The organism is Pseudomonas sp. D(2018), from assembly GCF_005502555.1.
GTDB classification, from domain to species: Bacteria; Pseudomonadota; Gammaproteobacteria; order Pseudomonadales; family Pseudomonadaceae; genus Metapseudomonas; species Metapseudomonas resinovorans.
In genome coordinates this window covers 15,826-29,978 of sequence record NZ_SCOK01000034.1, presented here as the reverse complement: position 1 = coordinate 29,978, position 14,153 = coordinate 15,826, and the positions used below count along the sequence as shown (strand labels likewise).

General features: G+C 65.2%; 9 protein-coding genes. 7 read left to right on the top strand and 2 right to left on the bottom strand.

Going from position 1 to position 14,153, the window contains the following annotated elements; genetic code table 11:
- The first annotated feature begins 180 nt into the window (after window positions 1-180).
- The 7 genes from kdgD to FFS60_RS19760 all read left to right on the top strand — a co-directional run bounded on the left by kdgD (window position 181) and on the right by FFS60_RS19760 (window position 9,420).
- A complete protein-coding gene (kdgD, locus tag FFS60_RS19790) occupies window positions 181-1,092 on the top strand; it encodes a 5-dehydro-4-deoxyglucarate dehydratase (protein WP_028629252.1) in 912 nt (303 codons plus the stop codon).
- A 21-nt stretch (window positions 1,093-1,113) separates the two neighbouring features.
- Window positions 1,114-2,556 carry an aldehyde dehydrogenase family protein gene (locus FFS60_RS19785; protein ID WP_028629251.1) on the top strand — a complete coding sequence of 481 codons (1,443 nt, stop codon included), beginning with the start codon at window positions 1,114-1,116 and terminating at the stop codon, window positions 2,554-2,556.
- A 92-nt stretch (window positions 2,557-2,648) separates the two neighbouring features.
- Window positions 2,649-3,920 (top strand): glucarate dehydratase family protein, encoded by a 1,272-nt coding sequence (locus tag FFS60_RS19780; protein ID WP_028629250.1) that lies wholly within the window; start codon window positions 2,649-2,651, stop codon window positions 3,918-3,920.
- Between the two features lie 20 nt (window positions 3,921-3,940).
- A complete protein-coding gene (locus FFS60_RS19775) occupies window positions 3,941-5,386 on the top strand; it encodes an MFS transporter (RefSeq protein ID WP_256658117.1) in 1,446 nt (481 codons plus the stop codon).
- A gap of 18 nt (window positions 5,387-5,404) precedes the next feature.
- Window positions 5,405-6,751 (top strand): glucarate dehydratase, encoded by a 1,347-nt coding sequence (gene gudD / locus FFS60_RS19770; RefSeq protein WP_137822928.1) that lies wholly within the window; start codon window positions 5,405-5,407, stop codon window positions 6,749-6,751.
- Between the two features lie 145 nt (window positions 6,752-6,896).
- Entirely contained in the window at window positions 6,897-8,453 is a 1,557-nt protein-coding gene (gene garD, locus FFS60_RS19765; protein ID WP_137822927.1) for a galactarate dehydratase, read from the top strand.
- Window positions 8,454-8,481: 28 nt separating this feature from the next.
- A complete protein-coding gene (locus tag FFS60_RS19760) occupies window positions 8,482-9,420 on the top strand; it encodes a 2-hydroxyacid dehydrogenase (protein WP_137822926.1) in 939 nt (312 codons plus the stop codon).
- A gap of 531 nt (window positions 9,421-9,951) precedes the next feature.
- Here FFS60_RS19760 and FFS60_RS19755 read toward each other — a convergent pair.
- Both FFS60_RS19755 and FFS60_RS19750 read right to left on the bottom strand, forming a co-directional pair.
- The gene (locus tag FFS60_RS19755; protein WP_256658116.1) at window positions 9,952-11,214 is read right to left on the bottom strand and encodes an OprD family porin; all 1,263 of its coding nucleotides are present in this window, start codon (window positions 11,212-11,214) and stop codon (window positions 9,952-9,954) included.
- 466 nt (window positions 11,215-11,680) lie between these two features.
- On the bottom strand, window positions 11,681-14,095 hold the full coding sequence (locus FFS60_RS19750; protein WP_137822925.1) for a TonB-dependent siderophore receptor: 2,415 nt from the start codon (window positions 14,093-14,095) through the stop codon (window positions 11,681-11,683).
- Between the last annotated feature and the right edge of the window lie 58 nt (window positions 14,096-14,153).

Below are 14,153 nucleotides of genomic sequence, written 5' to 3'. Positions count from 1 at the left end.
GAATGGCGGTTGTGGGTCGACAGCATTTGTCCAGAGGCAGTTGGCTACCGTTGGTCGAAAGCGGGCGAAGAGCGAACGGAGGGATGAGTGGGGGTTGGCAATCTTTTAAGTTGTACGATAACGTATCTCTCAAGCCGGATTGCCGGCTCAACTCAAACCGCTTCGCAGGGTGCTCGAATAATGAATCCACAAGAACTCAAGTCCATCCTCTCCTCCGGCCTGCTGTCCTTCCCCGTTACGGACTTCGACGCTGCCGGCAACTTCCGCGCCGACACCTATGCCCGTCGCCTGGAATGGCTGGCGCCTTACGGTGCTTCGGCGCTCTTCGCCGCGGGCGGTACCGGTGAATTCTTCTCCCTGGCGCCGGACGAGTACTCCGCCGTCATCAAGACTGCCGTCGACACCTGCGCCGGCAGCGTCCCGATCCTCGCCGGCGTCGGCGGTCCCACCCGTCAGGCGATCCAGTACGCCCAGGAAGCCGAGCGCCTCGGCGCCAAAGGCCTGCTGCTGCTGCCGCACTACCTGACCGAAGCCAGCCAGGAAGGCGTGGCCGCTCATGTCGAGCAGGTCTGCAAATCGGTGAACATCGGCGTGGTGGTCTACAACCGCAACGTCTGCCGCCTGACCCCGGCGCTGCTGGAGCAACTGGCCGAGCGCTGCCCGAACCTGATCGGCTACAAGGACGGCCTGGGCGACATCGAACTGATGGTCGCCATCCGCCGTCGCCTCGGCGATCGCTTCAGCTACCTGGGCGGCCTGCCCACCGCCGAAGTCTATGCCGCCGCCTACAAGGCACTTGGCGTGCCGGTGTATTCCTCTGCGGTGTTCAACTTCATCCCGAAGACCGCGATGGACTTCTACAACGCCATCGCCCGCGACGACCACGAAACCGTCGGCAAGCTGATCGACGACTTCTTCCTGCCCTACCTGGAAATCCGCAACCGCCGCGCTGGCTATGCCGTCAGCATCGTCAAGGCCGGCGCGCGAATCGCCGGTTATGACGCCGGCCCGGTCCGCGCACCGCTGACCGACTTGCTGCCGGACGAGTACGAGCGTCTCGCCGCGCTGATCGACGCCCAGGGCGCGCAGTGATCCGCAACCAGGAGAAGGCTCGTGACTGACAAACGCTTCGATAACTACATAGGTGGGGAGTGGGTGGCTGGCAACGGCTACTCGCGCAACATCAACCCCTCCGACCTCTCCGACTGCCTGGGCGAATACGCCCAGGCCGACGCCGCCCAGGTGGCCCAGGCCATCGAAGCCGCCCGCGCGGCGTTCCCGGCCTGGTCCGTTTCCGGTATCCAGGCGCGCGCCGATGCGCTCGACAAGGTGGGCAGCGAGATCCTCGCCCGTCGTGAGGAGCTGGGCACCCTGCTGGCGCGGGAAGAGGGCAAGACCCTGCCCGAAGCCATCGGCGAGGTCAGCCGCGCCGGCAATATCTTCAAGTTCTTCGCCGGCGAGTGCCTGCGCCTGTCCGGCGAAGTGGTGCCCTCGGTACGGCCCGGTGTATCGGTGGAAGTCACCCGCGAACCCCTGGGCGTGATCGGCCTGATCACGCCCTGGAACTTCCCCATCGCCATTCCGGCCTGGAAGATCGCCCCGGCGCTGGCCTACGGCAACTGCGTGGTGTTCAAGCCCGCCGACCTGGTGCCGGGCAGTGCCTGGGCGCTGGCGGAAATCATCTCCCGCGCCGGCTTCCCCGCCGGCGTGTTCAACCTGGTGATGGGCAGTGGCCGCGTGGTCGGCGAAGCCATGGTCAATGACGCGCGCGTCGACGGCATCAGCTTTACCGGTTCCGTCGGCGTCGGCCGCAATATCGCCGCCGCCTGCGTCGCCCGTGGCGCCAAGGTGCAGTTGGAGATGGGGGGCAAGAATCCGCAGGTGATCCTCGATGACGCCGACCTCAAGACCGCCGTCGAGCTCGCCGTGCAGAGTGCTTTCTACTCCACCGGCCAGCGCTGCACCGCCAGCAGCCGCCTGATCGTCACCGCCGGGATCCACGACCGTTTCGTCGAAGCCATGGCTGAACGCATGCGCTCGATCCGCGTCGGCCATGCGCTCCTCAGCGGCATCGATATCGGCCCGGTGGTGTCCCAGGCCCAGCTGGAGCAGGACCTGCGCTACATCGACATCGGCCGCGACGAAGGCGCGCGCCTGGTGGCCGGTGGCGAGCGTGTGAGCTGCGACACCGACGGCTACTTCATGGCGCCTGCGCTGTTCGCCGACAGCGAGGCGGGCATGCGCATCAGCCGCGAGGAAATCTTCGGTCCGGTGGCCAACGTCATCCGCGTGGCCAGCTTTGATGAGGCGCTGGCGCTGGCCAACGATACCGAGTTCGGCCTGTCCGCCGGTATCGCCACCACCTCGCTGAAGTACGCCAACCACTTCAAGCGCCACGCCCAGGCCGGAATGGTCATGGTCAACCTGCCCACTGCCGGGGTGGATTACCACGTGCCGTTCGGTGGTCGCAAAGGCTCGTCCTACGGCCCGCGCGAACAGGGTCGCTACGCCCAGGAGTTCTACACCACGGTGAAGACCACCTACATCGGGGGTTGATCCGACGCAGCAGGACGACTCGGGGGCAGGTCCTGCCCCCGAGCCTCAACAGGGACTACCGGTACAACAACAAGCACAGGTAGGAATCGCTCGTGAAGATCAAACGAGTCAGAGTCACCCCCATCGCCTTCCGCGATGCGCCGCTGCTGAACGCCAGCGGTATCCACGAACCTTTCGCGCTGCGCTCGATCATCGAAGTGGAAAGCGACAACGGTTACATCGGCCTTGGCGAAAGCTATGGCGATGCACCGGTGCTGGCCGTGCTGCAGGCCATGCAGGACAGCCTGGTCGGGCTGGACGCGTTCGACCTGAACGGCCTGCGTGCCCGCGTCATCCAGACCGTCGCCCGCCTCGGGCCGGCCGAAGCCGGTGCGGAACTGGCACCTGGCTCCCACCCCAGCAAGCAGGTGGCCAACGCCTATTCCGCGTTCGAGGTCGCCTTCCTCGACGTGCAAGCCCGCTCGCTGAACATGCCCCTGGTGGACCTGCTGGGCGGCGCCATTCGCACTGAAGTGCCCTTCAGCGCCTACCTCTTCTTCAAGTACGCCAAGCACATCGACGCGCCTTACGCGCCGGATTCCTGGGGCGAAGCCCTCAGCGAGGAGCAGATCGTCGCCCAGGCCGCGCGGATGATCGAAGCCCACGGCTTCAAGAGCATCAAGCTGAAGGCTGGGGCACTGGAGCCCGAGCACGAAGTCGCCTGCATCAAGGCGCTGAAGAAGGCCTTCCCCGACCACCCGCTGCGCATCGACCCCAACGGCAACTGGTCGCTGGAAACGGCGCTGCGCATGGCCGAGCTACTGGGCGATGACCTGCAGTACTACGAAGACCCGACCCCCGGCCTCGACGGCATGGCCGAACTGCACGAGCGCACCGGCCTGCCGCTGGCCACCAACATGGTGGTCACCGACTTCGACGAGTTCCGCCGCAGCGTGGCGCTGAACAGCGTGCAGATCGTTCTTGCCGACCACCACTATTGGGGCGGCCTGCGCGACACCCAGGCGCTGGCGCGGATGTGCGACACCTTCGGCCTCGGCCTGTCGATGCACTCCAACTCGCACCTGGGCATCAGCCTGATGGCCATGGCCCACGTGGCGGCCTCGGTGCCCAACCTCACCTACGCCTGCGATACGCATTACCCGTGGCAGGAAGAGGACGAGGAGGTCATCAAGGGCGGCAAGCTGCCGATCCAGGACGGCTGCGTACGCCTCACCCGAGCACCGGGCCTGGGCGTGGAACTGGATCAGGATCAACTGGCCAAACTCCACGAACAGTACCTCTCCATCGATATCCGAAGTCGCGACGACGCGCGGCAGATGCGCAAATACGACCCGGCCTGGAAAATCAGGAAGCCGAGGTTCTGACCCCGTCCGCTCCCTGCGGAATGCAACACGACACTCGCGCGCCAAATCCGCGCGAGCTCTTCGACAAGAACAATTCAGAGAGAAGAACCATGGGCGAAGTGATGAAGCAAACCCGTGTGCGTTACCTGATCCTGCTCATGCTGTTCCTGGTGACCACGATCAACTATGCCGACCGCGCCACCATCTCCATCGCCGGCTCCGCGATGCAGAAGGAGCTCGGCATCGATGCCGTCATGCTCGGCTACATATTTTCCGCTTTCGGTTGGGCCTATGTGCTCGGCCAGATTCCTGGCGGCTGGCTGCTGGACCGCTTCGGCTCCAAGCGCGTCTACGCCTTCAGCATCTTCACCTGGTCGGTGTTCACCCTGTTGCAGGGCTTCGTCGACACAGTGCCGGTGGCCTGGTCGGTGGTGACCCTGTTTATGCTGCGCTTTTTGGTTGGCTTTGCCGAGGCGCCGTCTTTCCCCGGCAACGCGCGCATCGTCGCCGCCTGGTTCCCCACTGCCGAGCGCGGTACGGCATCTGCCGTGTTCAACTCCGCCCAGTACTTCGCCACGGTGCTCTTCGCCCCGCTGATGGGCTGGATCGTCCACAGCTTCGGCTGGGAACACGTGTTCATCGTCATGGGGGTGATCGGCATCCTGTTCTCCGGGGTCTGGCTGAAGTTCATCTACAACCCCAAGGAACACCCGCTGGCCAACCAGGCGGAGATCGACCACATCGCCGCCAACGGCGCCCTGGTGGACATGGACCAGAACCGCAAGTTGCCGGGCAACGGGCCGAAATGGGAGCACATCAGGCAACTGGTCAGTAACCGCATGATGGCCGGCATCTACCTGGGCCAGTTCTGCATCAACGCGCTCACCTACTTCTTCCTCACCTGGTTCCCGGTGTACCTGGTGCAGGAGCGCGGCATGACCATCCTCAAGGCGGGCATCATCGCCTCCCTGCCGGCCATCTGCGGATTCATTGGTGGCGTGCTCGGCGGGGTGATCTCCGACTGGCTGCTGCGCCGTGGCCATTCCCTCAGCGTGGCGCGCAAGACGCCGATCGTTGGCGGCATGCTGCTGTCCATGACCATGATCCTCTGCAACTACGTGGACGCCGACTGGATGGTGGTGGGCTTCATGGCCGTGGCCTTCTTCGGCAAGGGCATCGGTGCCCTCGGCTGGGCGGTGATGTCGGATACCGCGCCCAGGCAGATCGCCGGCCTGTCCGGTGGCATCTTCAACACCTGCGGCAACCTGTCGTCGATCACCACCCCGATCGTCATCGGCTACATCATCGCCGCCACCGGCTCCTTCAAGTGGGCCCTGGTGTTCGTCGGCATCAACGCCTTCCTCGCCGCGTTCAGCTACCTGTTCATCGTCGGCGAGATCAAGCGTGTCGAACTCAAGGGCGAAAAGCCTGAAGCCGGCGCCACGGCGACCGCTACCGAGACAACCGCCGCCAGCCCGGCCCGTTAACCCGAGAAGGACAGCAAGATGACTCAGCACCAACTGCCCAGCAGCACCCCGCGCATCACCGAGCTCACCGTCGTGCCGGTGGCCGGTCAGGACAGCATGCTGCTCAACCTCAGCGGCGCCCACGCTCCGTACTTCACCCGCAACGTGGTGATCCTCAAGGACAACGCCGGCCATGTAGGCGTCGGCGAGGTGCCCGGCGGCGAAGCCATTCGCCAGACCCTGGAAGACGCCCGCGCGTTGCTGGTGGGCCAGTCCATCGGCAACTACCAGCGGCTCCTCAACCAGGTGCGCCAGGCCTTTGCCGACCGTGACTCCGGTGGCCGCGGCCTGCAGACCTTCGACCTGCGCATCGCCATCCATGCCGTCACTGCCCTGGAGGCTGCCTTGCTCGACCTGCTCGGCCAGCACCTGGACGTGCCGGTGGCCGCCCTGCTCGGCGAAGGCCAGCAGCGCGACGAAGTGGAGATGCTCGGCTACCTGTTCTATGTCGGCGCCCGCAACAAGACCGACCTCGACTACCGCAGCGAAGCGGACGCCGATGACGCCTGGTTCCGCCTGCGCAACGAAGAAGCGCTGACCCCGGAAGCGGTCGTGCGCCTGGCCGAGGCGGCACATGCCCGCTATGGCTTCAACGACTTCAAACTCAAGGGCGGCGTCCTGCGCGGCGAAGCGGAAATCGAGGCGGTCACCGCACTGGCCGAGCGCTTCCCCGATGCGCGCATCACCCTCGACCCCAACGGGGCCTGGTCCCTGAAGGACGCCATCAGGCTGTGCCGCGACCAGCACCCTGTGCTGGCCTACGCAGAAGACCCCTGCGGCGCCGAGAACGGCTACTCCGGCCGCGAGGTGATGACCGAGTTCCGCCGCGCCACCGGCCTGCCCACCGCCACCAATATGATCGCCACCGACTGGCGCCAGATGGGCCACGCCATTTCCCTGCAGTCTGTAGACATCCCCCTGGCCGACCCGCACTTCTGGACCATGCAGGGCTCGGTGCGCGTCGCGCAGATATGCAACGACTGGGGCCTGACCTGGGGCTCGCACTCCAATAACCACTTCGACATTTCCCTGGCGATGTTCACCCACGTCGCCGCGGCGGCGCCGGGCAAGATCACCGCCATCGACACCCACTGGATCTGGCAGGACGGCCAGCGCCTGACCAGGGAGCCGCTGCGCATCAAGGGCGGCAAGGTCGCGGTGCCGCAGAAGCCGGGCCTGGGTGTCGAACTGGATATGGACGAACTGGCCAAGGCCCACGCGCTGTACAAGTCCAAGGGCCTGGGTGCGCGTGACGACGCCATCGCCATGCAGTACCTGGTGCCGAACTGGACCTTCAACAACAAGCGCCCCTGCCTGGTGCGTTGAAGCAGACTCGTAGGGTGGACATCGCCCTTCATGTCCACCCGTGCGCCGGTCAGACGTATGGACAACAGAACAACAACGCAGTCAGTGCCGTAGGGTGGGCTTCAGCCCACCGTCGATGCCTGAACTCAGAACAACGGAGTCAGCCATGCAGTTGATCCAACACCAGGACTCGCCCCGCCATGTGCGCCTGCACCCGGACGACAACGTCGCCATCGTGATCAACGAGCAGGGCGTGGCGGAGGGCGGCCAGTTTCCCGATGGCCTGGTCACCCGTGAAGCCATTCCCCAGAGCCACAAGGTCACCCTGGTGGACATTCCTGCTGGCGGCGCCGTGCTGCGCTACGGCACCGTGATCGGCCATGCCTTGAAGCCCATTCCCCGTGGCAGTTGGGTACGCGAGGAACTGCTGAGCATTCCCGAAGCGCCGGGGCTGGAAAGCCTGCCCATGGCCACCGCCGTGCCGCCGCCCATGGCGGAGCTTTCCGGCTACACCTTCGAAGGCTTCCGCAACCCGGACGGCAGTGTCGGTACCCGCAATATCCTCGGCGTCACCACCACCGTGCAGTGCGTCACCGGGGTGCTCGACCACTGCGTCGACCGCGTGCGCAAGGAAGTCCTGCCGAAGTACCCCAATGTCGATGATGTGGTCGCACTGACCCACAGCTATGGCTGCGGCGTGGCGATCAATGCACCGGATGCGGTGATCCCGATCCGCACCCTGCACAACATCGCGCGCAACCCCAACCTTGGCGGCCAGGCGCTGGTCATCGGCCTTGGCTGCGAGAAGCTGCAGGCCGAGCAACTGATGCCGGGCGACGAACTCACCGCCGGCCAGGACGAGGAAGCCTGGCTGTTCCGCCTGCAGGATTCGGCCAGCGGTTTTGCCGGCATGGTCGAGCAGATCATGGGCATGATCGAGGACCGCCTGAAGGTCCTCGACCAGCGCCGCCGGGAAACCTGCCCCGCGTCCGAGCTGGTGCTGGGCATGCAGTGTGGCGGCAGCGATGCCTTCTCCGGCGTCACCGCCAACCCGGCCCTGGGCGTGGCCTCCGACCTGCTGGTGCGCGCCGGTGCCACCGTGATGTTTTCGGAAAACACCGAAGTGCGCGACGGCATCCACCTGCTCACCCCGCGTGCGGCGACCCCCGAAGTGGCCCAGGCGCTGGTGCGCGAGATGGATTGGTACGACCGCTACCTCGCCCGAGGCATGGCCGACCGCAGCGCCAATACCACGCCCGGCAACAAGAAGGGCGGCCTGAACAACATCGTCGAAAAGGCCATGGGCTCCATCGCCAAATCCGGCAACAGCGCCATCGCCGGCGTCGTCGCTCCGGGCGAGCGCGTGCGCGGCAAGGGCCTGCAGTATTGCGCGACCCCGGCCAGCGACTTCGTCTGCGGCACCCTGCAACTGGCCGCCGGCATGAACCTGCACGTGTTCACCACCGGCCGTGGCACCCCCTACGGCCTGTCCATGGTGCCGGTGATCAAGGTCTCCACGCGCACCCAACTGGCCGAGCGCTGGCCCGACCTGATCGACGTCGATGCAGGTCGTATTACTTCCGGGCGTGTCACCCTGGAAGAAATGGGCTGGGAGTTGTTCCGCTACTACCTGGACGTGGCCAGCGGTCGTGAGCACACCTGGGCGGAGAAGCACCGGCTGCACAACGACCTGACCCTGTTCAACCCCGCGCCGGTGACCTGAGTTACCGGCGTCGTATCGGAGATTCCGGATGGAACCCAAGATCCTCCACGTCGGCCCGCTGACCGAGCGCTTCAACCAGCGCCTGGCCCATGAGCATGACGTCGTGCCGCTGTGGCAGCAGGGCGATGCCTTGGCCTTTCTCGATGCGCACGGCACCGCGTTCGAGGTGGTGGTCACCTCGGCGCGCTTCGGCTGCTCCGCCGCCATGCTCGAGCGACTGCCCAATGTGCGCGCCATCTGCAGTTTCGGTGTCGGCTACGACGCCATCGCCATCGAGGCGGCGCGCCAGCGTGGCATCCAGGTCAGCTCCACGCCGGACGTGCTCAACGACTGTGTGGCCGACCTGGCCATGGGCTTGCTGATCGACTGCGCGCGGCGTATCAGCGCGGCGGATCGTTTCGTGCGTGCCGGTCTTTGGCCGGCTGGCAACTTCCCCCTGGCGCGCAAGGTCAGCGGCAAGCGGTTGGGCATCGTCGGCCTCGGCCGCATCGGCAAGGACGTCGCGCGCCGCGCGGAGGGCTTCGACATGCTGGTGCGCTACCACAACCGTCGACCGGACGCAGACGCCCCCTACGGTTTCGAGCCGGACCTGCTGGCGCTGGCCCGCTGGGCGGACTTTCTGGTGCTGACCTGCCCCGGGGGCGCTGCCACACATCACCTGATCTCTGCCGCGGTGCTGGAGGCCCTGGGGCCGGAGGGCATCCTCATCAACGTTGCCCGGGGTTCGGTGGTGGACGAGCCGGCGCTTGTTGCCGCCCTGGCCGAAGGCCGTCTGGGCGGTGCCGGGCTGGATGTGTTCGAGTCCGAGCCCCATGTGCCCGAGGCACTCTTCGCACTGGACAACGTGGTGCTGGCGCCGCATGTCGGCAGCGGCACCCGTGATACCCGCTTGCAGATGGAAGAACTGGTGTTCGCCAACCTGCGGGCATTCCTCGACAAGGGCGAGGTGCTGACCCCGGTGGTCTGAACTCGCCCGCTCCCCATAGCGGTGGTCGCGTCGGGCGGCCCCACTATGCGGCCCCGGCCACAAGCCGGACGCCGTTTCCTCCCACGAAATTGAGCTGCAGATTCGCAGTGACGGCGCACCACGAGTGCGCCGATTTTTTTCGTGTGCGCGGACGGTCCCCTCTACCTTTGGGAGAGGGGCCAGGGTAGTCCGCGCTCGGAGCAGCTCGCAGGATGGGCCGGGCGCCAACCTGCGGTCCGCATGGCGAATGAATTGGCTATGTCTGCATGATGTGTTGTAGGCAGCTGCATTGCCCGTAGGAGCTGGCTTGCCAGCGAATGGCCGCGTTTCGCTGGCAAGCCAGCTCCTACAAGGCTCTTGGCCCGATGGTCAATCTCTCGCAACAGCTAACGCAGACACAGCCAATGAATTCGACCCTACAGGCCAACGCATCGTCACCAACGGGGTCAGGACGCAGGGACAAAAAAGGCACCCGAAGGTGCCTTGAGGAAAGCCGGGATGAAGGGAGCCTTCCCCACCCCGGTTGGCGCATCAGAGGATCGACAACGGATAGTTGATGATCAGACGGTTCTCGTCGAACTCGTTGTTGCTGAAGTCGCGGCGAATGCTCGCGTTGCGCCACTTCACGTTGAGCGCCTTGAGGGCGCCACTTTGCACGGTGTAGCCGAGTTCGGTCTCACGACCCCATTCCTTGCCGTCGGTCACGCTGCCCACATGCACGTTGTCGCCGCTGATGTAGCGGTTCATCAGGGTCAGGCCGGGAACGCCGACGGCGGCGAAGTTGTAGTCGTGGCGTACCTGCCAGGACTCTTCCTTGGCATTGTCGTAGCTGGAGTTGTAGCTGTCGTTGGCCAGGGTGCCGCCGCTGGTGCCGTTGACGCGCATCCAGGCATCGTCGCCGCTGACTTTCTGCAGGCCGACATAGAAGGTGCTGCCGCCGTACTTGGCCGACAGCAGGGCCGACCAGGTGCGGTTGTCGAGGTCACCGGCCAGGGCGCTGCCGTTCTCCTTGCCGTTGAAGTAGCCAAGGTTGGCGCCCAGGGTCCAGTCACCGACAGGCTGGCTGTGCATCACTTGCAGGTACTGCTGCTCGTAGATGTCTTCCAGTTCGGCGTACCACAGGCCAACCAGGGTGCGCTTCTCGTTGAAGGCGTATTCGCCGCCAGCGAAGTTGAAACGGTCCGAAGTGAAGGCCGCGCGGCCGTTCATGGACATATCGTCCAGGCTCGCGTCGTTGCGCGGGCTGTTCTGGCGGAACTGGCCGCCATACAGCGTCAGGCCGTCGATTTCCTGGGAAGTCACCTGGCCGCCCTGGAAGGTCTGGGGCAGGGAGCGGCCGTCGTCGGAACGCAGGATCGGCAGCACCGGCATCCACTCGCCGACCTTCAACTCGGTCTTGGAGACGCGCATCTTGCCGGCCATGGCCAGGCGGCCGAAGTCGTCGGCGGGGCGGCCGTCGTCATGCACCGGCAGCAGTTGGGTTCCGCGGGTGCCCTTGCCGCCATCGAGCTTGACCGAGAGCAGGCCGAGCATGTCGACGCCAAAGCCCACCGGTCCTTCGGTGAAGCCGGACTTGGCATCGAGGATGAAGCTCTGGGTCCATTCCTCGCCCTTGCCCTGGGGGTAGGTCGGGTTCACGAAGTTGCGGTTGATGTAGAAGTTGCGCAGGTTCAGGCCGACCTTGGCGTCTTCGGCGAAGCCGGCGGCCTGGACGCTGGCGGGCAGCAAGGCGAGGCCGCAGGCAAGGCTGCCGGCCGCTACGACGGTGGAATGGAGGGCGGTGCGGAGGATCATTGTTGTTGTGCTCCGGGTTTTTTTGGGTTGAGCCGACCCCCTGCGCGCGGCAAGCGCACATCGACATGGCGGGGGCATCGTGAAGCCCTGGATTCAGGGCGCTATCTGGCCGGGTGGCCAGCCATCAGCCGCGGCTAGCCGTCGGCGAATCCGCTGGATGCTGTCATGGCGCGAATCAGGGAATGGGGGATGGTCCGGCAAGGGGTGCCGGCACTGCATGGCGTGGTGAAGCCTGGGGCGTGAAGGGTCATGGTCGAGCCCTGTATGAAGTCTTGTTGTTATTTTTGTTATACGTTGTCGTACAACATTGGCCGGATTATCAACATCTGGCTTTGCCGTTGTCAACGCGAATACGGCTTTAGTCCAATGGATAAGGGCGGAAAGGGGAAAGGTGGTATTTGCGGGGTTGTACGATAACGACGCGATAGGCCGGGCCGATAGATCGGCCCGGCTTCCTGTCACGCTGTCAGAACTGGTAGCTGAGGGTGGCGGTCACGTTGCGTTTCTCGCCGAAGTAGCAGAAGTCGAGGCTGTAGCAGGACGCCACGTAGTCTTCGTCCAGCAGGTTGTTGGCGTTCAGGCTGAGGTCCAGGCCCTTCATGCCCAGCTTGCCCAGGTCGTAGCCGATAAGGGCATCCACCAGGGTGTAGGAGGGTACGTGCAGGGTGTTTTCCTTGTCCGCCCAGGTCTTGCCGACGTAGCGCACGCCGAGGCCGGTGCGCAGGCCGTCGAGTGTGCCGGCGTTGAAGTGGTAGTCACCCCAGATGGAGGCCATGTGCTCGGGCGCCTGGTTCGGGGTGTTGCCCTGGTTGCCGTCCAGCGCCTTGGCGTAGGTGATGTCGGTGTAGGTGTAGCTGGCCAGGACCTTGAAGTTCTCGGTGACCTGGGTGTGGGCTTCCAGCTCGATGCCCTTGGAGCGCACCTCACCCACCGAGGTGTAGAAGTTGTCCTGCGGCAGCTTGGAAGCGACGTTCTGCTGGGTGATATGGAACACCGAGGCGGTGTACATGCTGGCGCTGCCTTCGGGCTGGAACTTCAGACCCGCTTCCCACTGCTTGCCTTCGGTGGGCTCCAGCGCCTTGCCGGCCGCGTCTGAGTAGGCGTTCGGGTTGAACGACTCGGAGTAGCTGATGTAGGGCGCGATGCCGTTGTCGAAGAGGTAGAGCACGCCGGCGCGGCCGGTGAACTTGCTCCACTGCTCGTCGCTCTTGGTGCCGGCCGTGCGGTTTTCGTCGGAGACGTCCACCCAGTCCTGGCGCATGCCCAGCGAGAAGCGCCACTGGTCGAGGTCGATCAGGTCCTGCAGGTACAGGCCGGTCTGTTCCAGGCGACGGGTGTGGTTGTCTTCGGTGAGGAACGTCAGGGTCTCGTTGCCGTACACCGGGTCGAAGGCGTTGAGCGGCGTCGAGACGCCGGATGTCCAGTCCACCTTGGTTTTGCGGCGCTGGTAGTCGAGGCCGGTCAGCAGGGTGTGGCGGGCTGCACCGGTGTCGAATTCGGCCTGGACCATGTTGTCGATGATGTACGCCTCGAGCGCCTCGCTGGCGCCGGAGAAGTAGCGGTTCAGTTCGTTGCTGTCCGGCGCGGTCCACTGGTAGCCGTAGACCTGGGACAGATCGACGTCGGAGGAGAGGTAGCGGAAGTTCTGGCGGGCGGTCCAGACGTCGTTGAAACGGTGCTCCAGCTGATAGCCGAACATGCGTTGGGTGCGGTCGAAGTCGTCCAGGCCCGGTTCGCCGTCGAAGAACTCGCGGTCGATGCGGCGGCCGTTGTGCTGGTACAGGCTGCCATCGGCCGGCACTCCGCTGTGGTAACCGCCGTTCGGGTCGTGCTGCAGATAGCCTTGCAGGGTCAGGGTGGTGTCTTCGCTGAAGTCGATGGCCAGGGTCGGGGCGATGGCGTAGCGCTCTTCCTTGGCGTGGTCGAACTGGGTGTCATTGCCCTTGCCCAGCCCCACCAGGCGGTAGGCGATGCGCTTCTCGTCATCCAGCGGGCCGCTGAAGTCGAAGCCCACGCCCTTCTGGTTCATGTTGCCGACGGTGGCCTGCACCTGGTGGTAGTCCTCATAGAGCGGCTTCTTGCTGGTCAGCGCCACCAGGCCGCCCGGTAGGCTGCGGCCGTAAAGCACCGAGGACGGTCCCTTGAGTACGTCGATGCGTTCCAGGAAGTACGGGTCCACCTGCATCGAGCTGAAGGTGCCGCTGTCGCCCATGGTCTTCAGGCCGTCGAGGTAGATGTTGTCGACGCTGTTGTCGGCGAAGCCGCGCATCACCACGTAGTCATAACGGTTCGAGGCGCCCACCTGGCCGGTGAAGATGCCGGGGGTGTAGCGCATGGATTGCTGGACGGTTTTCGAGCCCTGGTCGTCGATCTGCTCGCGCGTGATCACCGAAACGCTCTGCGAGGTTTCCATCAGCGATTTACTGGTCTTGGTGGCGATCTGGCTGTGGGTGGCCAGGTAACCGTCCTCGCTGCCCAGCGCATTGCCCAGGGCAAACACCTGGGTGCTGGGCACTTCCAGTGCGCTACCGGCCGGCACGTCGCGCAGCACGAAACTGCCGCCGCCGAGGTTCTCCGCCTGCAGCGAGGTGCCGTCGAGCAGGCGCGCCAGGCCGGCTTGCGCCGAGTAGGTGCCATTCAGGCCCTGGGTGCTGAGGCCGCGGGTTTGCGCCGGGGTGGCGGAGAGGTTGATGCCGGCTTCGCGGGCGAAGCGGTTCAGCGCTTCGTCGAGGGCGCCGGCGGGGATAGCGTAGCTGCGGCTGGCGACGACGGTCGCTTCCTCGGCGATGGCGCCAGCAGGTAGCAGCGGGGTAGCCAGGGCAGCGGAGAGCAAGGCGCCTCGAATGGCGAGGGCAAGGTGGGAAGCGCGAGGTGCGGTCATGAAAACATCCGTGGAGGCGGCAAAGGTTAATGGGATTCATTCCCCATGCCGGGTCAGG